Origin of the sequence: Exiguobacterium sp. s160 (assembly GCF_018617575.1) — a bacterium.
Taxonomy (GTDB): domain Bacteria; phylum Bacillota; class Bacilli; order Exiguobacteriales; family Exiguobacteriaceae; genus Exiguobacterium; species Exiguobacterium aestuarii_A.
In genome coordinates this window covers 250,359-274,853 of sequence record NZ_JACSKK010000001.1, presented here as the reverse complement: position 1 = coordinate 274,853, position 24,495 = coordinate 250,359, and the positions used below count along the sequence as shown (strand labels likewise).

25 protein-coding genes are annotated in these 24,495 nt (G+C 45.2%); 2 read left to right on the top strand and 23 right to left on the bottom strand.

Translation table 11 applies throughout. The features are described 5' to 3' along the window. Positions 1-264: 264 nt before the first annotated feature. The 6 genes from KNO86_RS01440 to KNO86_RS01415 form a co-directional block, all read right to left on the bottom strand. A complete protein-coding gene (locus KNO86_RS01440; protein ID WP_214692082.1) occupies positions 265-744 on the bottom strand; it encodes an SMI1/KNR4 family protein in 480 nt (159 codons plus the stop codon). Positions 745-873: 129 nt separating this feature from the next. Beyond that, the gene (locus KNO86_RS01435) at positions 874-1,470 is read right to left on the bottom strand and encodes an AmiS/UreI family transporter (RefSeq protein ID WP_251126861.1); all 597 of its coding nucleotides are present in this window, start codon (positions 1,468-1,470) and stop codon (positions 874-876) included. A 104-nt stretch (positions 1,471-1,574) separates the two neighbouring features. Continuing rightward, a complete protein-coding gene (locus KNO86_RS01430; protein WP_251126860.1) occupies positions 1,575-1,985 on the bottom strand; it encodes a polyphosphate kinase 2 family protein in 411 nt (136 codons plus the stop codon). Positions 1,986-2,086: 101 nt separating this feature from the next. Next, positions 2,087-3,616, bottom strand: a complete 1,530-nt coding sequence (locus tag KNO86_RS01425) for a M4 family metallopeptidase (protein ID WP_214692078.1) — start codon at positions 3,614-3,616, stop codon at positions 2,087-2,089. A 176-nt stretch (positions 3,617-3,792) separates the two neighbouring features. Beyond that, the gene (locus tag KNO86_RS01420) at positions 3,793-4,791 is read right to left on the bottom strand and encodes an ABC transporter permease (protein WP_214692076.1); all 999 of its coding nucleotides are present in this window, start codon (positions 4,789-4,791) and stop codon (positions 3,793-3,795) included. Next, positions 4,784-5,704, bottom strand: coding sequence for an ABC transporter ATP-binding protein (locus tag KNO86_RS01415; protein WP_214692074.1), 921 nt, complete (start codon positions 5,702-5,704; stop codon positions 4,784-4,786). Before KNO86_RS01415 ends, KNO86_RS01420 begins: the two co-directional genes overlap by 8 nt. A 118-nt stretch (positions 5,705-5,822) precedes the next feature. Between KNO86_RS01415 and KNO86_RS01410 the strand changes: the two genes are divergently transcribed. After that, complete coding sequence (locus KNO86_RS01410) at positions 5,823-6,572, top strand: GDSL-type esterase/lipase family protein (protein WP_214692072.1); 750 nt, start codon at positions 5,823-5,825, stop codon at positions 6,570-6,572. Between the two features lie 31 nt (positions 6,573-6,603). On the opposite strand, the gene KNO86_RS01405 is transcribed toward KNO86_RS01410, so the two are convergent. Both KNO86_RS01405 and KNO86_RS01400 read right to left on the bottom strand, forming a co-directional pair. Continuing rightward, a complete protein-coding gene (locus KNO86_RS01405) occupies positions 6,604-7,275 on the bottom strand; it encodes a GNAT family N-acetyltransferase (RefSeq protein WP_214692070.1) in 672 nt (223 codons plus the stop codon). Continuing rightward, positions 7,262-8,392: a mandelate racemase/muconate lactonizing enzyme family protein gene (locus tag KNO86_RS01400; RefSeq protein ID WP_214692069.1), complete on the bottom strand. Its 1,131-nt coding sequence runs from the start codon at positions 8,390-8,392 to the stop codon at positions 7,262-7,264. The genes KNO86_RS01405 and KNO86_RS01400 overlap by 14 nt, the downstream gene beginning before the upstream one ends. An 80-nt stretch (positions 8,393-8,472) precedes the next feature. On the opposite strand from KNO86_RS01400, the gene KNO86_RS01395 reads away from it, so the two are divergent. After that, entirely contained in the window at positions 8,473-9,672 is a 1,200-nt protein-coding gene (locus tag KNO86_RS01395; protein WP_214692067.1) for a hypothetical protein, read from the top strand. 15 nt (positions 9,673-9,687) lie between these two features. Here the strand turns inward: KNO86_RS01395 and nhaC are convergent, their stop codons facing one another. The 15 genes from nhaC to mutL form a co-directional block, all read right to left on the bottom strand. Then, on the bottom strand, positions 9,688-11,115 hold the full coding sequence (gene nhaC / locus KNO86_RS01390) for a Na+/H+ antiporter NhaC (protein WP_214692065.1): 1,428 nt from the start codon (positions 11,113-11,115) through the stop codon (positions 9,688-9,690). A gap of 135 nt (positions 11,116-11,250) precedes the next feature. Then, the gene (locus KNO86_RS01385) at positions 11,251-12,339 is read right to left on the bottom strand and encodes an amidohydrolase (RefSeq protein WP_214692063.1); all 1,089 of its coding nucleotides are present in this window, start codon (positions 12,337-12,339) and stop codon (positions 11,251-11,253) included. A gap of 16 nt (positions 12,340-12,355) precedes the next feature. Next, the gene (locus KNO86_RS01380) at positions 12,356-12,700 is read right to left on the bottom strand and encodes a DoxX family protein (RefSeq protein ID WP_074034557.1); all 345 of its coding nucleotides are present in this window, start codon (positions 12,698-12,700) and stop codon (positions 12,356-12,358) included. Positions 12,701-12,756: 56 nt separating this feature from the next. After that, a complete protein-coding gene (locus KNO86_RS01375) occupies positions 12,757-14,022 on the bottom strand; it encodes a S1C family serine protease (protein WP_214692061.1) in 1,266 nt (421 codons plus the stop codon). Between the two features lie 111 nt (positions 14,023-14,133). Continuing rightward, on the bottom strand, positions 14,134-14,952 hold the full coding sequence (locus KNO86_RS01370) for a fumarylacetoacetate hydrolase family protein (protein WP_214692059.1): 819 nt from the start codon (positions 14,950-14,952) through the stop codon (positions 14,134-14,136). Positions 14,953-15,007: 55 nt separating this feature from the next. Next, a complete protein-coding gene (gene nrdG / locus KNO86_RS01365; protein WP_214692051.1) occupies positions 15,008-15,463 on the bottom strand; it encodes an anaerobic ribonucleoside-triphosphate reductase activating protein in 456 nt (151 codons plus the stop codon). Beyond that, positions 15,441-17,291 carry an anaerobic ribonucleoside triphosphate reductase gene (locus tag KNO86_RS01360; RefSeq protein WP_214692049.1) on the bottom strand — a complete coding sequence of 617 codons (1,851 nt, stop codon included), beginning with the start codon at positions 17,289-17,291 and terminating at the stop codon, positions 15,441-15,443. The genes nrdG and KNO86_RS01360 overlap by 23 nt, the downstream gene beginning before the upstream one ends. 191 nt (positions 17,292-17,482) lie before the next feature. Then, on the bottom strand, positions 17,483-18,313 hold the full coding sequence (locus KNO86_RS01355) for a formate/nitrite transporter family protein (RefSeq protein ID WP_074035310.1): 831 nt from the start codon (positions 18,311-18,313) through the stop codon (positions 17,483-17,485). Positions 18,314-18,555: 242 nt separating this feature from the next. Beyond that, positions 18,556-18,855, bottom strand: coding sequence for a hypothetical protein (locus KNO86_RS01350; RefSeq protein ID WP_214692048.1), 300 nt, complete (start codon positions 18,853-18,855; stop codon positions 18,556-18,558). Between the two features lie 133 nt (positions 18,856-18,988). After that, a complete protein-coding gene (locus tag KNO86_RS01345) occupies positions 18,989-19,354 on the bottom strand; it encodes a hypothetical protein (protein WP_214692046.1) in 366 nt (121 codons plus the stop codon). Between the two features lie 361 nt (positions 19,355-19,715). Continuing rightward, complete coding sequence (locus KNO86_RS01340; protein ID WP_214692044.1) at positions 19,716-20,294, bottom strand: hypothetical protein; 579 nt, start codon at positions 20,292-20,294, stop codon at positions 19,716-19,718. 169 nt (positions 20,295-20,463) lie between these two features. Next, entirely contained in the window at positions 20,464-20,748 is a 285-nt protein-coding gene (locus KNO86_RS01335) for a barstar family protein (RefSeq protein WP_214692042.1), read from the bottom strand. Positions 20,749-20,907: 159 nt separating this feature from the next. Beyond that, positions 20,908-21,366, bottom strand: a complete 459-nt coding sequence (locus KNO86_RS01330) for a hypothetical protein (RefSeq protein WP_214692035.1) — start codon at positions 21,364-21,366, stop codon at positions 20,908-20,910. 495 nt (positions 21,367-21,861) lie between these two features. Then, a complete protein-coding gene (locus KNO86_RS01325) occupies positions 21,862-22,509 on the bottom strand; it encodes a 50S ribosomal protein L25/general stress protein Ctc (RefSeq protein ID WP_214692033.1) in 648 nt (215 codons plus the stop codon). Between the two features lie 165 nt (positions 22,510-22,674). Then, positions 22,675-24,492: a DNA mismatch repair endonuclease MutL gene (gene mutL, locus KNO86_RS01320; RefSeq protein WP_214692031.1), complete on the bottom strand. Its 1,818-nt coding sequence runs from the start codon at positions 24,490-24,492 to the stop codon at positions 22,675-22,677. Between the last annotated feature and the right edge of the window lie 3 nt (positions 24,493-24,495).

The following is a 24,495-nucleotide window of genomic DNA, read 5'->3' as shown; positions in this document are numbered from 1 at the left end:
TCACTCCTCAATTAAAAACCCGTCTCCTCATGAGACGGGCCATCAAATTCTTCTTTTTATTCTATCATCAAATACGACGGCAAACAGCATCCAACCACATAAAAGTAATCCTAGTAATAACACGAGTCCATCACTCATCTGCTTTCGCCTCCTTTAGCATCCTCATTCCCACTTTTCACATTTTAGACACAAAATAAATGAGAAAAAAGCACACTCGTGAAGAGTGTGCCAACTAAGATATATGAGCAACCTACTAATTTAACTTTATCTTCTGAACCAATCCCAAAAATGGGCACCTTGTGCGACAATCAAATAGTCGAACCAACGTGTATAATCCATTGGAAGTTTTTCAATGTCATCTTGATAAGTCAAAAATTCTCCGACCCAAATGTAGTTTTCATGTTCGTTGACGACCTCATAAACAATCCATTCTCCATCCATACCAGCGCCGACGGGGATTAACTGCTCAGGACATTCCCATACCTCTCGATACTCGTTAATTTCTTCCACACTAAACAGTTGAATCCCTCCACCGTATGTCGGATGGACGAATAGCTGTGCGCCGTTATGCATGTTCAAAAAGTGAATCATGTCTTCAGGTGTTCTTTTTGGCAATCGTTTGATTTCAAGTTCTGTCGCAGGCTGATTGAAGGAAAATCGTAACGTGTCCACATCCCCTTCTTCCCTTTGTACTTTCAATTGATTGTCTGCAAGTCGACTTTTCAATGCTTCTAAGGCAATCAATCCACGGTCCCCTTTCTACACAACGTGTTCTGTTGAATGTAGTATATACCAAACCATTTCATGTTATACAAAAAAGTCATCCGATGCGATAATACCTCACCAGATGACCTCATATGTGGTTCTATATACTCAAGCCACTTCTACGGCCTGTTTCGTTCGTTTGACGGAGACGATAAAATACAGAATAGCTGTCCCGCTCGCTGCCCACCAGATCATGTCATACAATCCGTTCATGAGTCCTGCCATACCAACCATCGCCGGAACGATCAAGGTCAACCACGACAGTACGAGAGCGACACGCGCTGTGATCGCCTCGTTCGGTCTCCCGAGTCCCATTCCAAAAAAGAAGAGACCCCATAATAGTGACCAGAAGAACCATGTCAACGCACCCATTGGATCGGCTACAGCGATTGCCATCAACCCGTAAAAGGCGGCTGCAATCGACACGAATAACGAGAACCAGCCGACGCCACGTCCGTCTAAATTCAAAATGAACGTCACACCGACATATAAATATGTGAACGCAAACAAGTAAATGCTCGCGAGGCCGAACTGATCTTCAGGACTTGCCCCAATCAGTAACCACGTTGCGATAAATGTTTGCAGGATTCCGGTGAACAAACTGAATACACCGGCACTCTTCATATCGACCTTCCCGAGAAGGACAAGACTATTTAAAAATAGCGCGACGCCACCAAATAATAAACTTACGTTACCCACACTCATTACCCCTTTGTACAGATGTCTGACCTCTATTCTACTGTATCACTTTAGCTTGAATTCGCTTTCAGTGCAAGGGAATTTTTAATTGTTCACGAGAACGTCATCCGTTATTCATTTTCAAGTATTTGAATCGCCTCCTCGATGCGTTCTTGCTCTTTATCCGAAAACGTCGGATATTGCGGGTCGATTCGCTCGAGGACATCAATCATGACGGATGAGACGATATAGCGACTGTACCATTCGTCATCTGCCGGCAAAATATACCACGGTGAAACGTCAGTTGATGTGTGTGTGATCATCTCTTCAAAGATTTTTTGATAATCATCCCAATATTGTCGTTCTTCCACATCGCTGAACGAGAACTTCCAATTCTTCTTCGGGTCTTTCAATCGTTCTACACTGTCCGGAATCAGTTCATCCGTCAAAGTCGAATCATCAGGTTTATTTTTTACATGGGTATAGAAATCACTTAACTGAATTTGCTTGTTCGGTGCAGCCATATATTCTTTTAGATTCATGTTATTTCTCCTTTTCAGTCATCATTCCAATTTGATTTACCCCATATCGACACAAAAAATCCCTTCCGAAATATCTCGGAAGGGATTTCTCGATTAGACTCTTAGTAGATTCCGACAGCGTCAAACGATTTCGCAGCTGATACTGCTTGTGGGCTAGTCGCACCGTAAAGATCTTTCGCGGATTGAATAACAGCTTGACGAAGGCTTGAGAAGTTAGACGTTGGCGTCAAGTAAACATTGAGCGCGCGGTAGTAGATATCTCCCATCTCCATAACACCGACTCCTTGGACAGATACACCGTAGTGTGATCCGCCGTTACCCAAGAGGTATGCCGCTTTGTTGACGATACCAGAGTTGATGTGAACACCTCCGTTATCTTGCGTACCTGTGTAACGTTTTGAGTAGTGGTCCGGGTCGCCATATGCAGCAGGGTTTGCCATCGAACGAAGACCATCACCTGCAACTCCAGGCGTGTAGATGTCTTCCCCTACCAACCAGTCGAAGTTTGTTCCGACACTGTACTCAGCAACTGTACCTAAGATATCCGATACCGCTTCGTTGATTGCTCCAGACTCATTCTGATAGATCAATCCTGCCGTGTACTCTGTGACTGCGTGCGTCAATTCGTGGGCAACAACATCAAGTGCCCCAGAGAGGTATGTGAATGTCTGACCATCTCCGTCACCATATACCATCTTGCTACCATCCCAGAACGCGTTGTTGTAGCTACGGCTATAGTGAACCGTCGAGTTAAGGGCTGCACCCGCGTTATCATAGCTGTTACGTCCATACGTGTTCTTATAGAAGTCATACGTTTTCGTTGCGTTGACGTGTGCCGAAACTGCAGCACGATCGTATGTCGTGTTCAAAACGTTATCGACATCAGCCCAAAGCGAACCTGGAAGGCGTGTACGGTTTGCTGCATCGTACGTATAGATTCCTTTTCCACGTGTCGAGTCTTGTAAGTAGTAGTATGAACCACTCTTCGTTGTCTTGAACGTCTGACTATATCCAAGAACATCGATCCCTGTTCCTGTATATGTAGTTCCTGTCACACCGTTCGTCGGTTTTGCGTGTGCCAACTGATCGAATTTGTTAAGAACTTCTCCTGTGCCAGCATCAATGAAGTACGTCCAACGTGAAGGCTCCTCGGCATCTAAAATCGTTCCGGTCACTTGATATGCGTAGACCGACTTGTCTCCATTTGGATAGACGATCAATTCCGCTTCAGGTTCGAGTTCGTATGCACCTTTATGTCCGACAAGCGCCTTGTAGCTTGCAATGGCTTTCTTCTCGCTCAATTTGATTGACTTATGTAGATTCTTTACTGATTTTGCATCATCTACGACCGTTTTCAATTGTCCGTCTTCATCAACGACACCGACAACGACACCACCGAATACCGGGACACCGTCTACCGTCTGTTGTAACTTGACGACTTTACCAAGTTTGTCTGATTTCGACTCGATTGTTTTGAATTCACCTTTTGCTTTCACGAACTCTTTGACGATTGTCGTCGGTGCACTTTCAGACGGTTTCGTCAACGTGCCTGACTTCAATTCTGCGGCCCCGACCAATTGTGGTACGAGTAGGACACCTGCGATTAATGATGTAGATACAACTTTTTTCATGTGTTTGCCTCCTTTGTGATGACTCTTACTTTACACAGTTTCCCACAAACAATGTATCCAACTTTTTAATTATTTTGACAATTCTAAATATTAAGTATTTAGAACTAATTATTTCTCTTTCATAATCATTTAGCCACTAAAAAAAGTGCCACCCAGGAGGGTAGCATTATAAACAATTAATATACATCTTTTTGCGTAAAGTGATAAAACGAGTACGCGAGAGCAGCCATTGACCAAATGAGAATGACGACTAGAGAAAACGGTAGAGTCATCCCTTCAATCGGTGGAGCTTGTCCTTCCAAGTAGGTATGAAGACCGAAGTTGACGTTCACCAAGTACTTCGAGCTATCCCAATTTGATCCAAGCGACGTCAAAAGCGGTCCTGAAATGAGGACGGCCATCATGATTCCGATTCCGGTCGCCGTGTTTTTCACTAGCACCGAGATCATAAGTGAGATTGTACCGACGGCAGCAACGACGAGCCATGAGAGTCCCATCGACATGAGCAAGTATTCCCACATCGGCAAGGTATGAACAAAATCGGTTGAGAAAGTTCCCGTCGGTGAAGCTTGGAAGCCTGTCAGGATTGGAGCTGTCCAACCGTCCCACCCGAGAACGATTCCGGATATGGCGTAACTGACGACGGCGGTCACAAATATTAAGATTGACGTATACAAAAGTGTCGTCAACCATTTGGCAAGCAAAATTTTATAACGCCTTACCGGTCGGGACAGTAGCGTCTTGATTGTCCCGTCGTTATGCTCCCCACTGACGATATCTGCCATCAAGACGATAATAAAGAGTGGCAGTACGAGCGTCGTCCCTTGCGAGAAGAAGACACGCATAAACGTCGGAGCGCCTGGATAGTTCGGGTTGATGTCATTGTCTAAATAGTATTGGTTCTGTTGGACACGGAATTCTAAAATCTGACGAAACTCGTCTTGGACGTTGGCGGAAGCGAGCCGGTTTTGTGTATCGATGATTTCTTGCTGAAGATCAACACGCCAATCAATCGTCCCTTGCTCTTCACGTTGCTTCTCGATTTGCCGATAGTTCGCGTATGTGAACATCGAGACGAGTACAATCAGGATGATCGAGACGACCATCAACCTACGCTTCCGATGAATTTTTAATACTTCATTACGTATGAGTCCGAGTAGAGATGGATTAGGCAATGTGATCACCGCCCGTCAATGTAATGAAGAGATCCTCTAACGTCTGCACACGACGCTCGAGTCCGAACACGTCGACATCTCGTTCCATTAAGTATCGATTCAACTTTGCCGTCTCCTCGACGTTCATCGAGATTCGAATCGTTCGCTCATCGATCACGTCCGCTTGATCGATCCCTTCATAACCTTGAACGATTGGTAACACTTCAAAACTATTGGCGACATGCAAGTCGACCGTCGATGCGAGTTCTTCAATCAAAGCATCGACCGTCCCGACTTTGACAATCTTCCCGCGCGACATGATGGCGACGCGATCCGCCAACAATTCAATCTCGGCCAAGATATGACTCGACACGAGAACACTCAGTCCCGTTTCTTCGACAAGTCGACGAATGAACAGTCGTAAGTCGCGAATCCCCATCGGATCAAGTCCGTTCGTCGGTTCGTCTAAAATAAGAACGCGTGGATTGTTCAATAATGCCTGTGCGATACCGAGCCGCTGACGCATCCCGAGCGAGTATGTCTTCACTTTATCATCGATGCGAGCGGTCAGATCGACGAGGTCGATCACTTCTTGAATTCGTTTATCGTCCACATCAGGCAACATGCGGGCGAAGGCTTCTAAGTTCTCACGTCCAGACAAAAATTTATACAGCTCTGGATTCTCGACGATGGCTCCGATCTGATTCATCGCTTGAACGAACTGTTTATCGACACGATAGCCACAAATGGATACATTACCTTTCGTCGGTTTAATCAATCCGACAATCATCCGAATCGTCGTCGTCTTCCCGGCACCGTTCGGTCCTAAAAATCCGAACACCTCACCTGGGTTGACTTCTAACGAAATATTATCGATGATCGTCTTTTTCCCTATCACCTTTGTCAGTTGATGTAGCTTTAAAGTCGGTTCCATTGTCTCACCTCTTTCTTTATTCTATCGGACAAAATCAAATCTGTCCTATTCGAACATTCACATAGGGCACATCGTCACATTTTTGATATGATGTCTGTATAGAAAGCGAGGTCAGCCCATGAAACATTCGAAATGGTATGCATTTTTAAGTGGCGCCGTACTTTTGACCGGAATCGCCATATATGGTCTTTGGATTGGTTATCAAGATATCGTCAATCCGCCAGAACGAACACTTTCTGTCTCTGAAGACGAACGTCCTGAGCCAGAAGGTGACATCTATGTCGCCCTCGGCGATTCCTTGACTCGCGGTGTCGGCTCGACGTCAGGCGCGGGATATGTACAACCCGTCAGCGAAGGTTTGGAAGATGAGTCACTCCGTACACAAAACCTGGCCGTTTCCGGGGCACGTACTGAAGATCTACTTGCTCAACTCGAGCAACCCGAAGTACGTCGGACAATCGAAAACGCACGATATATCACGTTGACCATCGGTGGAAACGATTTGTTCAACCGCGGGGAAAACGTCGACAACTTTGAATCTGTCGATATTCAACAAGTGGTCACGGATGCAAAGACAAATCTTGAAACGATTTTTTCTGAGATTCGCGCGCTGAACGACTCAGCTACGATTGTCTACATCGGCCTATACAACCCGTTTCAAAATGATGAGAATGGACAAGCGTTCAATCAGCTCATCCTCGATTGGAACGCCTCTGCGAAACAATTAGCGAATGCTCAAAATATCGATGTGATCGACCCGTTCGCCTACATCTCTGATTTATCACGTGATCTCGCGACCGACCAATTCCATCCAAGTGACCGCACGTATGAAAAATTCGCGAATGATGTACTTTTCGTTCTCGAATAAACAAAATCCTCGTCAGCTTGACGAGGATTTATTACTTCTCATATCGAACAATCCACTGTTCTCCTTGTTTCATAAGACCAGTCCCGAACCAACCAGCTTGGAGTAACTTAACTTGTCTCGCCCGTTCTTCCATCGGAACATCCACCACTTCTGATGTGGGTTGCCATGACCGATGAAGCTCCTTATAAAAGATATAGCGGAGTTTCCCGCCATACTTTTCTTTCAATGCGCCGATTCGGAGTCCAAGCGTGAACTTGTCTTTCATACTTGGAATATTGAACGGTGCGACCGTCGCACAGACGACATCAAATCGGTTATCCGATTCAACTTGTGACATCAACAGTTTGCCCAAGTGCGTCTGCAACCCATATCCCCGAAAATCTGGATGGACGTTCGTCACTTCCTGATAAAGGACACGTTCAAGCGAATCCTCCGGGCAGCCGATATCTCGTCCTAAATGTTCATCGTCAATCGGCGGAATCAACATGGCACGAAATGCGATCAGTCGCCCTTCAGCCGTTGCCCCAATCAACGTCTGATCCGTCAAAAGTTTCGTGAATTCTTCAATCGATAATGATTGATAGTGCTCCGGTTCAGCCAACGCTTGAATCACCGTTTCTTGAATCGACAACAACTCAGGGAAGTCTGACAACGTCAGAACTCGCACTTGAAGCGGCAGACCTTTGATCTCACCTTGCCACATGTGAGTCTTCTCCAATCACGTATGAATCGATCGTCAGTTCACTCAATAAGTCCTCATCGACTTCGATGCCGAGACCAGGACGGTCGTTCAACGAGATGATTGGCAAATCATATGTTAAGTTCCCGACATCCTTTCCGAAGCGGAGCGGTCCTGTCAATTCTACCGTTTTTACAATCTTACTAGAAAAGGCGACATGGAATCCCGCACTCGATGCGATCGAAGATTCGACCATCGAGCCGATTTGGCATTCAATCCCTGACATCTCCGCCATATGGACCAACTTCTTCGCCGGATAAATGCCACCACATTTCATCAGCTTGATGTTCGCTTTATGGGCTGCTTGCATCATCGTCAACCGTCTCATATCGTGAATGTCTTTCAGACCTTCATCAATCATAAGTGGCACCGAGATTTTTTGTTTCACTTCGAGCATCCCTTCAAAATCATCCGCCTTGACCGGTTGTTCGACCCAATCGATTCCGTACGGTTCGAGTAGACGCATAGCTTGGACCGTGTTAGCCGCATTGACCCACCCTTGATTGACGTCGACCCGAATCGGGACATTTGGTCCTACGGCTTCTCGCACGGCTTTGACACGTGCCACGTCCGTTAGTACGTCGACCCCGACTTTCATCTTCACGGCCGTATAGCCCTGATTGATTTGATCAAGAGCCTCTTGTGCCATGTGATCCGGTTCTCCGATACTCAAGACGTGTGTGACCGGGAACGATTCATGGTACCGACCACCAATCCATTCGTAAATCGGTTGATTCAGTTTCTTTCCAATCAAATCGTGACAGGCGATATCGAGTGCTGCTTTTGCTGCAGGAACACCTTTTATCGCACGGTCCATCTCATCATGAATCCTCTCCAAATGCATCGGATTTTTCCCGATTAATAAAGGTGCCAATAGATGACGGAGGACACTCACCGTACTTTCAGCTGACTCTCCCGTCACGTGCTCATCCGCTACCGCTTCCCCATAACCAATCAGTCCGCAAGACGTGGTCATTTTGACGATGACAGATGGCATATCGTCATAACGATGATAACTCACGATAAATGGAACTTTTAGTGGGAATCGAACTGAGAAAATTTCAATGCTTTGAATGTTCAAGTTCATCACTCCTTTACTTCGTCTACGCTTTCCTCTATATTGTCGTTATATAGTCGTTAAATTGCAAGGGGGATTTTGTGATGTCCATCCATATCGCCGTCGTCGGCTCACCAGCGTTTATTCAACATATTGTAAATGGTTCTACCTTACCCGATGTCCGGATTGAAGGGTTTCCTTATGATGACCCGCGCGAAGCGAGAGACATCGCCCATCAACTACACTTTTTTGACGGTGTTTTCTTCTCCGGGTCATTTCCGTATACGTACGCGATGGAGAAGGCGAACCTCCCGTATGCTCATCATGTCGTTCAAGACGATGTCGTTTTATTGACTTCACTCTTATATATGACGTTGACGCAACACGTCGAGCTCGAACATCTATCGATTGACCTCGTCGACTCATCACGACTTGCATCGGTGTTAGAGCCATTTCCCACTCGTATCTCGCAATCGCAAGTGAAACAGCTTCATCCAGACATGAATTTCGAGGACTTGATTGCCTTTCATAAACAACTTCAAGAAAATGGGACGACACGATTCGCTTTGACGAGTGTCGAGCAAGTCCATCGCCGGTTAAGAACCGACGGCTATCGGAGTCAACTCATGATTGAACCGAAAGAGAGGATTCTTCACCATTTTAATGATTTTCTTCAACAGATTCGATTGCAAAAATCAGATCAGTCTCAGTTTGCCATTCTTCAGTATTCGAATTCGAGTGAAGAGACGTTAGCACACGTGTCGGACCAACAATTCTTCGGTGGCAAGTTGCTACAATCGAATGAAGAGGGAGTCACAATCTTATCGAATAAAGGCAAAATTGAGACAGCTATTTCAAACGGTATTGTTTTACCGAATCCCTCGTCTGTTCATGTTGGCATCGGATATGGCTCAGACTATCAGCGCGCTCTCGACCATGCACGACTCGCTCTTTATGCAGAAAGTGAACGACAGATGCGCATCGTCGATGATTCGAAGCGACTAATGTTCTCTGATCAACCATCACCCATTCATTTTCGCGTCACGCAAACACGTGTCTACGACATGATGAAACAGACCGGTATGAGTCCGACCAATATCGAAAAACTCATCCACTTCTCACGCGATCAACTTGAGTTCACGGCTAAAGAGTTGACCGATTACTTACAAGTCACCCGTCGCACGACAGAGCGACTCATCAAAAAATTGGTTGATGCAAAACTCGTCCATCCGATTGGCGAAGAGATGAGCTACAGCCAAGGTCGTCCGCGCACCGTCTATAAATTTCAATTCCCGGTCGATTGACGACCGGGAATTGTTTTATTGTGCTGCTTGCTTCACAACTGACTCTTCTTGCTGAATGACAGCCATGCGTTCGATTGTGAATCCCGTAAAAGCATACAGAATCGAAATGACCGGTACGATAAAGTTTAAGACGGCGTACGGCGCATATTCGAATGCCCCGACCCCGAGCGTACCAAGAATGAATACCCCACACGTATTCCACGGGATGAACACCGATGTCAATGTTCCACCGTCCTCGAGTGCGCGTGATAAATTTTTCGATTGTAATCCCATTTTTTCATAGGCGCCTGCAAACATACGTGACGGGACGACAATCGAGATATACTGCTCCGAACAGGTCGCATTTGTCGCAATCCCAGCCAAAATCGTTGAAGCAATCAACGAGCCTGCTGTTTTCGCCAACTTCAAGATTTGATTCATGATCGATTGAAGCATACCTGAATATTCTAAAATTCCACCGAACGTCATCGCGACAATCGTCATCGAGACCGTGTACATCATCGCATCAAGACCGCCTCGGCTGAAGAGGTTATCGACCAATTCATTACCTGTATCAATGACATAGCCACTTTGAAGAGCACCTACGCTGTCTGAAAGTGACCCGCCTTGGATGAACACTTGAGTCAAGAAGCCCAGTGCAATCCCGACGACGAGTGCTGGAATCGCTGGTACTTTTTTTGCGACGAGCAAAATGACAGCGAGCGGCACGACGAGTAACCATGGAGAGATGACAAAACTATCTTCAAGAATATTAAGCGTCTGTGTGATCTCTGACGAGTCCGTCGTCGAATCTGCGAACCGTCTACCAAGCCAAGCGTATACCCCTAGCGCGATGACAAGTCCCGGAATGGTCGTATATAGCATGTGTCGGATATGTACGAATAGATTCGTATGAGTCAGTCCTGCCGCCAAGTTTGTCGTATCTGACAATGGTGACATCTTGTCCCCGAAATAAGCACCTGAGATGACGGCCCCCGCAACCATCGGAGCTGGTATCCCCATACTCAGTCCGATTCCCATCCCTGCTACACCGATTGTACCCATCGTCGACCACGAACTCCCAATCGAGAGCGCGACGACCGCACAGATGAGGCAAATCGTTAACAAAAAGTATGCCGGCGAGATGATCTTCAGTCCGAAATAGATCATCGTGGCAACGATTCCCCCACCAATCCAAGCACCGATTGTCAATCCGACCAAAATGATGATGACGACTGCCGGTAAAGCGAGACGAATCCCTTTATACATCATCTCTTCAATCTCTTTCCACTTGAACCCATGACGCCAGGCGACGAGCGAAGCGACCGCCGTCCCGACGATGAGCGGGATGTGTGGTCCTTGTCCGAGCTTGACGATTGAGATGAGCATGACAACAATCATCACACCAAGTGGTAAGAGCGCCCACCCTAGCTTCATGTCTTGCTTGTTCCCCGTTGTTTCCATCTAACTTCCTCCCCTATAGCGAAAATTCAGAATTGTCGTTATATTGTCGCTAATAACGTTATGATAGCGCTTACAATCATCTGATGCAATAAAAAAATGAGTGGACAGACATCTGTCTATCACACTCATCCTGAATTATGTTGCTGCAATTCGGAGTGCATCCGCAAGCAGGCGTGCCCCGTCTTCTAACGCATCACGGTCAAACGTCATATGCGGATGATGAAGTCCTGGACCTAAATCTGCACCAATTCCAATCATCGTCGCATCAAGCGTCGGTTTCTCGACGGTATAGAAATGAAAATCATCGCTACCTGACGTGACAATCCTCTCGACGAGAGCCGACTGACCGAAGCGTTGCTCGATCGCCTGCTTCGCAATCTGACTTGACTGTTCCCCAACGACCGCTCCCGGTGTGAAGTCTTGCCACTCCCACTCCAATGTCACACGATGAAGCTGACCGACATGGAGTAACATGTCTTCGACACGATTTCGCAGTTCGAGCAATTCCTCATTTTGTTGAGCGCGGACATCAATCGAGAACGTCGCATTTCCCGGAATGATGTTCATGTTGTCACTCCCGGCGTGTACTTTCGTCAACTTGACGGAGTGTGGCTCAAACGGTGATAAGTAAATGCTTTTGAGCATGTGTTGAATCGTGAAGATGACATCGAGTGCGTTTTGCCCTTGATGCGGTCTTGCGCCGTGCGCGTCATCCCCAATGACCTCTCCCTTTAAGAAGAAGGCAGCACCATGCTGAATCGCCGCCGCGTATTGACCTTTCTTCAACTCTTCTTGTGGACGCAAATGAATCCCGAAGAGTTGCGTCACGTCTTTTAACGCTCCACGCTCAATCATGGCGAGCGACCCGTTCCCTTGCTCTTCGGCAGGTTGGAAGATGAAACGGATCCGCTTCTGTAACGCCTCGTCCTTCAATTGTTCGAGTGCACCGAGTACCATGCTGATGTTCGCGTCGTGCCCGCATGAATGGTTCGCACGAAACGTACCGTCAACTTGTTGCCATAACGCATCGATATCGGCGCGGACTGCAATCACGTCTTCCCCCGATCCAATCTCCGCGATCACTCCGGTCACATCCTCAAACGTCCGATGCGGAATCGACCAGTCTGATAAAATCGAAGCAATCGTTCGGGTCGTCTCGACTTCTTTCCAACTGATTTCTGGATGTGCATGAAAATATTCGAACCATTTCAATACGTTTGTCATATGTATCTCCACACCTTTATATTTTTTTGACACCTTTGATCAAAACCCATTGAAGCGGGAGTCGTCCCCATGTGATCCATTTCGGAATGACTTTCCCACCGATTCTAGAAGGTTTGACGGCCATGTTGATATTGGCCGGGAAGACGGCGATAAAGAATGCCGGTAATGTCCGCTTTACGAACGTCGTCCCTTTGTTTAGTAAGAGCATTGCCCCGAAGACGACTTCCACGACTCCGCTCAGTTGCACCATCAAGCGGCGGAACGGCCAAGATTTCGGAATAATCGACATGAATGCCTTCTCTCTGACAAAATGTAAAATTCCTGCCCCGAATAGTAACACCCCATATAAATTTCGTACCATATCTCATCCTCCTTTTGTATAAGCATAGCAAAAAAGGCGGGCTTATTGCCCACCTTTTACAATGCAGAACCGTTTGCGTTTTGAATCTCGACTTGAACCGTTTCCGTTTTTCCGTCACGGACATATTCGATGTCGACCGTTCCGTCCGTATCTCGAATCAATTCACTACGGAGGTCGATGAACGAGCTAACGTCTTTGTCATTGATTTTCACGATGACGTCACGCGCCTCAAGACCCGCTTTTGCGGCTGAACTATTTTGTTGAACTTCTACGATAATCGTTCCCGCCGTTACCGATTCAGGTAAGTTGATTTGTTCCGTCAAGTAACCTGGAGGGAACTCTGACACGTCACGTAGCGACACGCCGAGCGAAGGATGATTGACTTCTCCCGTCTGTTCGATTTGATTGATCAGCGGAAGGGCGATGTCGACCGGAATCGAGAATCCGACTCCCTCGACTTCTGCCGTCGCAATCTTCATCGAGTTGATCCCGACGAGTTGTCCTTCTTCGTTGATTAACGCACCACCCGAGTTACCTGGGTTGATGGCCGCATCCGTTTGAATGACCTCAGCATTGAAGTCGGCCTGTCCGTTCTCATCCGTATCTACCGGTACGAGACGTGACGTCGATGAGACGACACCGCGTGTCACGGAGTTCTCGAATTGTCCAAGCGGATTCCCGATGGCGATGACCGTTTGTCCCGGTTTTAACTCACTCGATTTGCCGATTGAGATGACGGCCGGTACTTTGTCAGCGTCCACTTTCAAGACGGCCAAGTCATACGTCGCGTCACTTCCCATGAGCGTCGCTTCCGCTGTCGTTCCGTCATTAAACGTGACCGTCAGCTTGTCTGCCCCGTTGACAACGTGATGGTTCGTCGCGATAAATGCCGAGTCACCTTCTTTTTTGTAGATGACGCCCGATCCAACGCCAGCCTCGACAGCTTCACTCGAGAAGCCAGTTTGGGCGAAGTTGTTCACGGTGACGACTGCAGGTTGAGCGGTTGCGACGGCATTCGTGACTGAAGAGTCAGACACGTTTGATGACGTCTGGACCGGAGTCCCTTGCGAGGTCACGTTCGTATCACTCACATTCGTTGCGGGTTGGTCGATAAACGGATAAGCGATTGCGCCCGTCAACAATGCCCCGATGACCCCACCGACAAGTCCTGGGAACATGCGGCTGACGAATGAAGGTTTTGACTGTGTTCGTACTTTTGTTTCTTCTCGGTTGGATGAACCGAGTTCTGTATCTAACCAATCTTTTTGCTGTTCTGATTCATGTAATTGATCGTGTTCATTTGATTGATCGTGACGATCCATAATGATTCATCTCCTCTGTGTTATCTTCTACCCTTACTATAACGAAGAGGAACACTCATTTATAAAATGATAAATGAATTACAAGATTCTTCACATTTTGCGTCATTTCATTCAGACAATCACATTTCGTAGCGTGCCGAGACCTTCAATCGTCACTTCGACGGTGTCCCCAGTTTGAAGATAGGTCGGTGGTGTCATCCCGTGCCCGACTCCGGCTGGCGTTCCGGTCGCGATAATGTCACCCGCTTCAAGCGTCATGCCTTTCGATAACGTACGAATGAGCTCGTCAATCGGGCGAATCATATCGGCAGTCGTTCCGTCTTGGCGCGTCTCCCCGTTGACATTCGTTTGGATTCGGAGAGGGAACTGAAGCTCGTCCGGCGTCACGATGAACGGTCCCATCGGACAGAACGTATCGAGTGACTTACCACGGAAGAATTGGACATGTTCTTTTTGCACGTCTCGTGCCGTTACATCGTTTAGAATCGTGTATCCGAAAATGTGTTCTTCGACTGTTTCGATGTCTCGTCCCGACTTTCCGATGATGACGGCGAGTTCACCTTCATAGTCAAGTTTGTCCGTCAATTCCGGATGGCGCTCGATGACAGCGTCCGGGCCGACGACTGAGGTTGGTGCTTTCGTGAAGATGACGAGTTTCCCCGCTCCCGCTGTATCCATCTCTTTCACGTGTTCTTCATAGTTCTTCCCGATACAAATCACATTTTTCAACGGTCGATACGGGGCAAGCAATTTCACGTCCGTCACTCGGTATGAAGGTGCCACGTCTAAATCAATATCCGGTTCGAACTCACGCGCAATCACTTCTAATAAGTTAGTCGTATGTACTTGATTGCTGACATCGTAGACGAAATCGCCCTCGATGATTCCCACTCGTTGCTCTTCTTGCATGTCAAAACTACACCATTTCATCTAAAATCCCCCTTTTTTAATCATTATACAAAAAATCGAGACATCTCTGCCTCGATTACACATTATTCAAAAAGATGATTCGTTGATTACGCGATCCCCGAAAGCGGAGTCCCATGTCTCGTAGCGACTGCTCAAAGCGACCATCAACGAGCACATCGGCGTAGTCTAACACCGTTTGAACGGCTCCGTCGTGCATCGCTACCAACTGTTCGATCGTATAACCCGTATACACCCACACATTTTTACCGAGCGACTTACATGCCTTGACAAGTTTTGCTAACTCTGAAGATTGAAGAAACGGTTCACCACCTGAGATGGTCACGCCGTCCCAACCACTGAGCTCGATGCGACGGACGATCTCATCCACTTCGATTTCCTCACCGCCAGCTGGATTCCACGAGGAAGGATTGTGACAACCTTTACAGTGGTGAGGACAGCCCGCAGTAAAGATGACCGTTCGAATCCCCGGTCCATCGACGACGGATTCTTCAACGACGGATAGAATGCGCATCGTGTTTCACCCTCGCCCGTTCTTCTTCTCGCTTCGCCGTATTCCAGCGGTCCATCGTCCCGACCAAATAGCCAGTGATACGACGGATCCGTTCGATTATCTCATCTTCTCCACAAGTCGGACAAGCCGCATCAATCAAGCCTTCAAGCCCGCAATTCCCGCAGCGGTCGACGGGATGATTGATTGAACCGTAGCCGATATCATGCAGGCGCATCAAGCGAACAATCGATTCTACCGCTTCCGCGTTATGGGCAAGGGAGCCATCGACTTCGACATAGGAGATGTGTCCCGCGTCACACAACGCGTGATATGGTGCCTCGATTCGGATTTTTTCACGGATGGACACGGTTTGATATACCGGTACGTGGAAGGAATTCGTATAAAACGCCCGATTGGTTACCCCGTCAATCATCCCGAACGCTTCCTGGTCTCGCGTCACAAATTTACCTGACAATCCTTCCGCCGGTGTCGCAAGCAACGAGAAATTCAAATCGTATGATTCGGCCGCCGCTCGCATCCGATCAGCTAAGTGCGTGACGATATCGAGACCAAGTCGTTCCGCTTCACGCGACTCGGCATGTGTACTGCCCGTCAACACCTTCAACGTTTCAGCGAGTCCGATGAATCCGAGGGAAAGCGTTCCTTGTTTCAGCACATCTCGGACCTCATCATGTACATGTAACTGCTCACTTCCACGCCAGACCCCTTGTGTGTAAAGAAAACGAAATTCTTCAGCGCGACGCGTGCATTGATACTCGAAGCGCTCGACCAACTGTTCGATGCCGACATCGATATATCGGTTAAGAATACGGTAAAAGTCAGTTAATGATTCAGAGACAAGTGCCATCTTCACCAAGTTGAGTGTGGAGAAGGAAAGATTGCCACGACCGACTGACGTCTCTTCTCCGTGTCGATTTCCCATTACCCTGGTGCGGCAACCCATGTACGCCACTTCAGATTCATGCGATCCATCATAGTAAGCGGCATTGAACGGGGCATCGATGAAGGAGAAGTTCGGGAAGAGCCGTTTGCCTGTGACGCGACACGCTTCACGAAAGAGATCAACGTTTGGGTCATCTTCATGAAAGTTGATGCCTTCTTTTACTTTAAAGATTTGAATGGGAAAAATCGGGGTCTCCCCATTCCCTAATCCCCGTTCCGTGGCACGAAGTAGCTCCCGAATGAGAATGCGTCCCCACTTTGAGGTATCCGTCCCGTAATTGATCGAGACGAACGGGACTTGCCCGCCACCTCGTGAATGCATCGAGTTCGCATTATGAATGAACGCCTCACACGCCTGATATGTCGCCGAGATCGTCTCTTCTTCTGCGAGTTGTTCCAATTGTGTCTTGTCCCATTCAACAGGTAGTGATTGGAGTCGGTTCAATTGGCGCACATAGGTCTTCTCGACATACGGTGCCAAGTCGACGTCAAACATCGGGAACGCTTGACCCCCATGCTGCATATTTTGATTCGCTTGAAGGATGATGGACGCGAGCGCCATGGCGGAGCGAATGTCCTTTGGCGAACGGATTGTTCCATGCCCCGTATGGAATCCATCTTTTAATAATTGACCGAGTGGTATTTGACAACATGTCGTCGATCCTGTGATGTAATAGTCGGCGTCGTGCACGTATAAGTAGTTATCAGTGACGGCCTGTTTTGAGCGCTCCGACATCAAATATGTCTGCGACAATTCTTTCGACACTTCTGAAGAGAGTCGTGCTAGTTTCCCAAGTGGGGACTTTCCGTCCACATTCGCATTTTCTTGTACCAAGTCTTGGTCTGGTAAGACGCAGACATTCTCATACAACTGCAGTAATTTCAAAACCCATCACCTCACTATATATGGATCAAAAACATTAACAAACGTTTTAAAAAATCCTATATATAGATTATGACACGTATTTTTCTTGATGGTCACGAGTCGATATTGTGACAGTTTGCTTGTGAGCATACGACAAAAAGAGCCTCGTCTTCGGTAAGACAAGGCCCAACGTTATTTGTGACAAACGTCATTTATTTAGCAGCTTTCACGACTTTTAATTCTACTTCTTCCTCTAATTCTTGCGCCTCACGGAGACCTTTTGAGTTGAGCCATGTATAGATCGCTCCCATGAAGAGGGCACCGCCGATAATGTTACCGAACGTCGCAGGAATCAAGTTGTGGATTGCACCTGCCATACTGATCGTCTCAGGGTGTGGGACGACGAGCGTCAAGGCGAACAAGACGAAGTTGGCGATGACGTGGTCAAATCCTGAAGCGAAGAAGACGGCGACAAGGAAAATCATCGAGAAGATTTGAGCGAATTCATTTTTCATTTGTTTCGGTAAGAAAATAGCGAGACAGACCATCCAGTTACAGAAGATGGCACGGAAGAAAATTTCGACCGTCGTGTGATGCATTTTCCCCTCGACGACTGAGAACAGCCAGTTGTTCATCCCTAGTTCTTGGATGACACCAGTCGGTGCAAGTAGTAACGCGAATAGGATTCCCCCGAGTGCATTCCCGACGAAACATAATAACCAAACGAGCATCGTGTCGCTGAGCGTTGTATAGCCGCGAAGTGTCGACGTTGTGAAATACATCGTATTCCCCGTGAACAACTCCGCTCCCCCATAGATGATCATAACGAGCGCAATCCCGAACGAGAAGCCCCCAATGAGTGTCGTGAACGGAGATTCCGCTAAATACATACCGTTGACGACTTTCAAAGTGAAGATTGAAGCAAAGCCGATAAAGATCCCAGCTAACATTGCCCGTAAAAAATATTCCATTGGACGATAATGAATCATTTGCGAGGAAGCCTGTGCTTTTTTCCGTAATGATTCGAGTGCATGGATTTCCATTGATGCCATGTCACAAACCCTTCTTTCTGAATAATTAAATAGGAAAGTATCAGTTCTAATATGTGAAATCATTAACAATATAAACTGTACAGTCTCTGTTGGCAATCACCTCTAGAAGGAATTGACAGAGTGTTCACATCGTAATCGTTTACATATGGCGGATTTGTGACAAAGAAAAATTCTCCCGAATTTCGGGAGAATAATAAGACAAAGTTTATGAAACCAATCGTTCAAATAAGGGATTAATCCTTTTTCATGAATTCATCAAATGTTAAATTTAATCTTTCCTCTACATGAAGCGTTTCATGATTAACAATCAAAAGTTGTCCACTCTTTATGTCCACTCCTACAAAATCTCCTAGCACATCTTCATAACCTACAACTGCAAAGCTCTGCTTTTTAAACTCTTCTATGTCTCCAAACTGACTTTCTAACTCACCGTTCGGTAGAATACAAAGATATCTATTCAATCCTTCGACCTGATCCAGCAGGATTGCCTTTTCTTTAACAGGTAAAAGCGATTGTATCGATTTATATGACATATTATACACCTCACTCAATTTTATGAATTGCATTGTAATGTTCTTCTGTAATCACTACATTTTATGATAGTTCAATAAATATTTATTAACTGTCTCTTGGTCGACTATTGCAATTCAGACATTGTAAAATTTATCAGTGATACTCCTTTCCGATTCTTATCTTAGTGAAATGAATTTCAGCGCTTGCTGGAGGGAACAACAGATTACATACAAATACCTCTGTTTCTTCAAGTACATAACTTGTAATACTAACATCCTGCATGAAATAGGGGAGCTGTAATCTGCTTAATTCTCTTACAGGCACTATTCGATCGTCGAGTGGGGCAGATATGTCTACTTTTATACAACCTAAAAATTCAATCTGATGGTGATAATTTTCATTTTCTTCTTCGATTATAAGTAAAACTTCATCTCCAAAATAACGGCAATCGAATCCTAAAACGCGCGCATCCCAGTAGTGTATTTTTTCGATTTCTCTTAATATTTCCTGAGCTTTCATTTTTTCACCTTCTGTATGGAATATGTGCTGCTTAACTACGTGGCTTCACAAGTTTTAAATGGTTTTAATAATTTTGATCGTATAAATAAACATCATGATACAAAGCTATATGATCTTGCTAAATTTACTCTTATTCCAACTCTACAGACTGCATTTCTCACATTGATAAACCCGCTATTATGAGTTTACATACTTCTAACAAAGAGTCATCATGAGTAAACCCCCAAACCTCATCATATATATCATTTTTTCTTAGCATCTATGTAGCTCGACTATGCGCTAAAACATGCTCAAACTGAGGCCCTCATAATTCATTTTTCGTTTAAATAATCTATGTAAAATTTTTGAGGTGAATTCTTTGTTAATTCTTCAATAGATTCATATTTTTTTCATTAGAAAACAAAATAAACCCAAGTCCATCTCCATCTATTTTAATAAAAGAAGTTGGTGTACTCATATCAATTAAAGGTACAAATTGAGTTCTAGAGAACAGCCACTTACCATATTTTTTTAAAGTGAAATTCAATTTATCTTTAAAGATAATGTTATAAAACCCATTTTGAGCAGACATCCAGTACGTTTCGTTAATCAAAAACCTTAAATCTTTTTCGTTTTCTATTTTTGCATTGCAGTAATAAATAGAATTCTCATCCTCAGAGCAATAGTTCATAGAATATTTAAATTTCCTTGAATCCATTTTTTCAACCATCTCATTATCCTGACTTATATTTTTAGATAATATAAATGTTATGACTATTGGATATACATTTTGGTAAACCAAAAAATCAATTAAAGCTTTTTGGTTATTGTTAATAGTTAAATCATCATAACTAGTGATCTCATATACCTTTTTGATTTCATCTATAATGAAATAATTATCTAAATTATCTTCAAGATGCTCTAATAGACGTTTCCTTTCAATAATTGTAAGCTCTTGCATAGCGATCACCTTTGATTTTTCAGTTTAAAGACCTTGTAATTTAAATCATCTGTTTTTCTATTAATTCTTATGATGGTCGGGGGACTATAAAAGTTATATTGAAAAATTAGTGATTGTAAAATGGTTACTCTCTTATAGACTTGCTTTATATATTAGTAAGCAAATTAGATTACAAGAAAACAAAATGACAATGTGAAACATAATGTTCTTCGTTATACTCTTCTAAACACATTTTTAAACACTTAGCATCCTCACTTAATTTCGTTTCAAGCAAAGAATATCCTATGAAAGTGATTTGATCAGGAAAAGTTATATAATCCACATCAGTAATGACATCCCAAAAGGCATCCCAATTTTCGCCGTAATGATCAGGTAAGTGCAGATATTTTTTTAGTATCTGATGAAGTTCTGACGCAGAATTAATCTCACTTAAGTCGATATATAACTGTGACATATATTGTCTCATCTCCAGCATTTATCTTATTAATCGTCTAAGATTCATTAAGTTATGAAAAAATTCATTTAATAAGATCCAATGAGTTTTTCGTGTCTAATATTTATGCCAATACTTATTATCACTCAACATTCTCAGTCATAAATCAATTAAACACACTCATCGCAATACGAACATTGTGATGTATAAGTCTCCATTATCTCGAATCAATTGGACTTGGAAAGGAATATTATTATACCTCTCTTTCAAGCTAATTTTCCATTGCTGACAAAGAGTCTCTGCAAAAGCTTCAATTTGATTATTTTTACTATAACTATCGACATCATTTTTCTCATTAATAATGAAGAAATCTTTAGGCTCGTACAAATTTACCATCTTTTCAATGGAAGACAAATCTGCTCCAAATTCTTCTTTCCAACCTTTATATGAACTAAGAGATAAACTGTCTTTAAAAAAATAACAGTTCTCATGACAGATTATTTCTGGATTGAAAAATTTTAAAAAAGAGAGAGCGTCTTCAATGCTATATTTGTAATTTACGAAACTCCACCAAGTAAACTCTTCTCCATTAAATTCTTGAAATTCTATAAATTCTTTAATTAAATCGTTAGAAAACATTATAATCCCCTTTCTTAAGTTCAACTATTCTATCTGTCTTTTCCGATTGATTCTGTCTAAATCCCTACTCGTCGAGAAGAAATCTAACAACAAAGTCATACCGCCGATAGCAGACATAAATCGAAATAAGGTACGAAAGAACTCATATAGAACCGTGGCGCCTCTTTTAGTAACTAGACCAGAATCAACTGAATAGCCTTTAATATACCTGAGATGATTATAATCGAGTCTGTATATACCTCAATTTATTTTTCTCTCAAATTATCACAAATTCCTTCACCTAACATTATGAGTCCATTCGATTCAACTTATCTAAGTTTTAAGTGCCTTGTTTATTCCATGTATAAGAAATAGGTAACCATAACATTCTCACCATTTTTATAAACTTTTCTATATTGCAACATTTCTAAAAATGTTCGTAAAAAAATGTTGATTAATAAACAGAGGAGCATCGGCCCGTGTAGGGACGATGCTCCTCTGTTTTAATCGAATTGCTTATTCTTTATCCTCAGTCGATTCTTCTGTTTCTTCAGAAGATCCTTCTGAAGCTTCTTCTTCAGTTGAACCTTCTTCCGACTCTTCCTCTTCAACTTCTGCAACCGGCTCATTCACAGAGGCGATGTGCATATCTGGTTCAGAGACAATCGTATACGATTTGTTTTCTGGAAGATCCGCTACCGTCACCGAGTCACCGATTTCGAGGTCTGACACGTCGAGTTCGATGCGTTCTGGGATGTTGGCAGGTGTCGCAGAAACCGTCACTTTATAGAGCGACTGAGCGAGATATCCGCCTTCTTTGACGCCTTTCGCGTCGCCGACGAGGGCAATATCCGCTTCGACTTCTGTCTCTTCATCCATCTTCACAGCCATAAATTCGACGTGCTGATAGAAGTTTGTGAACGGATCTGTTTCTGATCCGTGCACGAGCGTGTTGATCTTGTTTCCATCGAAATGGAGTTCAATCAATGCGTTGTCACCATGGTCTCGAAGAATTTTACGAAGGTCCATCTCGTCAAACACGATTGGTGTGCTGTCTACTTTGTAACCATAAACAACTCCTAACGCTTTTCCTTCGTTACGCAACTTCGTGCGTAGTGATCGTGGGCGTAATTCTCGTTTTGAAACTTGAAGTTTGTTCGTCATTTTCTTTTCCTCCTACATGGATATACATTTCATGTCGACATCTTGAGGGTGAGGCAGTGAAAAAGCCACCTCTCAACCTCGATGCGTTGAGTGACATGTGTATAGTTTTCCCATGAGGACTCGTAAATAAACGTTACATCGTATTAAAACAAGGTAACAAGACGATTACATGACGCGTTTGAACAACTTCTCGAGTTCGTACGTGCTCCACTTCACGAGAATCGGACGACCGTGCGGACAAGTGAAAGGAGAAGTCGTTCGACTAAGATCTTCAATCAATTGTCGCATCATGTCCATATTGAGTGGATGATTCGCTTTGATCGACCGTTTACACGCCATGAGGATTGATGCCTCCTCACGATATTTCGCAATGTCAATCGAGCGTTGTTGAATCGCCATCTCCACTAGATCACGAATTGTACCCTCTAAGTCATGTTGCGGATACCATGTCGGAATCTCGCGCACGAGGAACGTGTTTCCCCCAAACGGTTCTAACGTAATGCCAGCTTCCGCTAGAAGCGGGAGCACTTCTTCGATGGCGAGCGTTTCTTCCTGTGTAAACTCTAACGTCAACGGAATCAACAGGAGTTGATACTCTTTTTCCGGACGTCCTAACTGCTCATAAAACAATTCATACTTGATGCGTTCCTGGGCAGCATGTTGATCCATCACGTACATCCCGTCTTCCGCTCCACAGATGATATAACTCGAATGCAGTTGTCCGATGACGTCTAATGCTGGAAGACGTTCGGACTGAAGAACGGGTTCCTCGACCTGTTCTGCCTGGAGCATCTCTGGCTCTGGTTCATGAACGAGCGGCGCCGGGTTCCACTGGGAAGGAGACGTGAGCGACTCTTTTCGCTCGCGAGGAATCGGATAATTCCACTCGACCGTGTCTACTTGTTTAGGTTGCGGTTCCATCGAGAAATCGAGTTTCGACTGTTCGGACGGTGTTTCTCGTTTTGGTTTTGGCTCTTGTTTCACAGACGGAATGAGACGTTGCTCACGGAGCGTCAATTGAACGGTCTCTCGAATGAGCTGGCACAATTCTTTTTCTTTCGACAAGCGCACTTCACGTTTTGTCGGATGGACGTTCACGTCAATCAACATCGGGTCCATCTTCACTTCGAGCACGGCAATCGGATAGCGACCAATCGGTAAGAGCGTATGGTAGCCTTCGAGCACGCTTTGTGTCAGTGCAAAGTTCTTGATGCTTCTGCCGTTTAAGATGAGGGTCACGTATTGTTTGTTCGAACGAGTCACTTCCGGGCGCACGAAATGCGCGCTCAGCGTATAGTCGTTCGTTTTACTCGATGCCGTGACGATTTGCGCGGCGACTTGGCGACCATAGATGGCGAGCATGACTTGTTTCAAGTCCCCATTCCCGTTCGTTCGCAACAGTTCTTTCTCTTCATGAAAGACGGTGAAGCGAATCTCTGGATGGGACAGTGCCAAACGGTTCAACGTGTCGGTAATGCTCGCGAGTTCTGTCGCCGCTGTCTTCAAATATTTCAGCCGTGCCGGTGTGTTGAAGAAGAGCTGACTGACCGCAATTTCGGTCCCGACGTTCGTCGCCGCCGGATTCGTCTCCTTGATGACACCGCCTTCAAGCGTCATCTCAAAACCGTCTTCATCTGCTCGTTTAGACTTCAACGAGACGTGACTGACCGACGCAATCGAGGCGAGTGCTTCCCCACGGAAACCGAGCGTCCGAATGCGAAACAAGTCGTGCTCGTCCCGAATCTTACTCGTCGCATGTCGTAAGAAGGCTCGGGCTGCGTCTTCCTCATGGAACCCGTGTCCGTTGTCACGCACTTTGATGAGACGGATACCCGCCTCTTGTAAGTCCACGTCCACTTTCGTCGCTCCCGCATCAATCGCATTCTCGACTAATTCTTTGACGACGGAAGCCGGTCGTTCGACGACCTCCCCAGCTGCGATTCGGTTCGCGAGTTGTTCCGGTAACTCTCGAATGATTCCCATCGA

Coding starts and splice junctions, on each gene's coding strand:
- KNO86_RS01435 (WP_251126861.1), bottom strand. CDS start 1,470: ATGAGTGTGGGTAACGTAAGTTTATTATTTGGTGGCGTCGCGCTATTT.
- KNO86_RS01430 (WP_251126860.1), bottom strand. CDS start 1,985: ATGAATCTAAAAGAATATATGGCTGCACCGAACAAGCAAATTCAGTTA.
- KNO86_RS01425 (WP_214692078.1), bottom strand. CDS start 3,616: ATGAAAAAAGTTGTATCTACATCATTAATCGCAGGTGTCCTACTCGTA.
- KNO86_RS01415 (WP_214692074.1), bottom strand. CDS start 5,704: ATGGAACCGACTTTAAAGCTACATCAACTGACAAAGGTGATAGGGAAA.
- KNO86_RS01410 (WP_214692072.1), top strand. CDS start 5,823: ATGAAACATTCGAAATGGTATGCATTTTTAAGTGGCGCCGTACTTTTG.
- KNO86_RS01405 (WP_214692070.1), bottom strand. CDS start 7,275: ATGTGGCAAGGTGAGATCAAAGGTCTGCCGCTTCAAGTGCGAGTTCTG.
- KNO86_RS01395 (WP_214692067.1), top strand. CDS start 8,473: ATGTCCATCCATATCGCCGTCGTCGGCTCACCAGCGTTTATTCAACAT.
- nhaC (WP_214692065.1), bottom strand. CDS start 11,115: ATGGAAACAACGGGGAACAAGCAAGACATGAAGCTAGGGTGGGCGCTC.
- KNO86_RS01385 (WP_214692063.1), bottom strand. CDS start 12,339: ATGACAAACGTATTGAAATGGTTCGAATATTTTCATGCACATCCAGAA.
- KNO86_RS01380 (WP_074034557.1), bottom strand. CDS start 12,700: ATGGTACGAAATTTATATGGGGTGTTACTATTCGGGGCAGGAATTTTA.
- KNO86_RS01375 (WP_214692061.1), bottom strand. CDS start 14,022: ATGGATCGTCACGATCAATCAAATGAACACGATCAATTACATGAATCA.
- KNO86_RS01370 (WP_214692059.1), bottom strand. CDS start 14,952: ATGAAATGGTGTAGTTTTGACATGCAAGAAGAGCAACGAGTGGGAATC.
- nrdG (WP_214692051.1), bottom strand. CDS start 15,463: ATGCGCATTCTATCCGTCGTTGAAGAATCCGTCGTCGATGGACCGGGG.
- KNO86_RS01355 (WP_074035310.1), bottom strand. CDS start 18,313: ATGGAAATCCATGCACTCGAATCATTACGGAAAAAAGCACAGGCTTCC.
- KNO86_RS01350 (WP_214692048.1), bottom strand. CDS start 18,855: ATGTCATATAAATCGATACAATCGCTTTTACCTGTTAAAGAAAAGGCA.
- KNO86_RS01345 (WP_214692046.1), bottom strand. CDS start 19,354: ATGAAAGCTCAGGAAATATTAAGAGAAATCGAAAAAATACACTACTGG.
- KNO86_RS01340 (WP_214692044.1), bottom strand. CDS start 20,294: ATGCAAGAGCTTACAATTATTGAAAGGAAACGTCTATTAGAGCATCTT.
- KNO86_RS01335 (WP_214692042.1), bottom strand. CDS start 20,748: ATGTCACAGTTATATATCGACTTAAGTGAGATTAATTCTGCGTCAGAA.
- KNO86_RS01330 (WP_214692035.1), bottom strand. CDS start 21,366: ATGTTTTCTAACGATTTAATTAAAGAATTTATAGAATTTCAAGAATTT.
- KNO86_RS01325 (WP_214692033.1), bottom strand. CDS start 22,509: ATGACGAACAAACTTCAAGTTTCAAAACGAGAATTACGCCCACGATCA.
- mutL (WP_214692031.1), bottom strand. CDS start 24,492: ATGGGAATCATTCGAGAGTTACCGGAACAACTCGCGAACCGAATCGCA.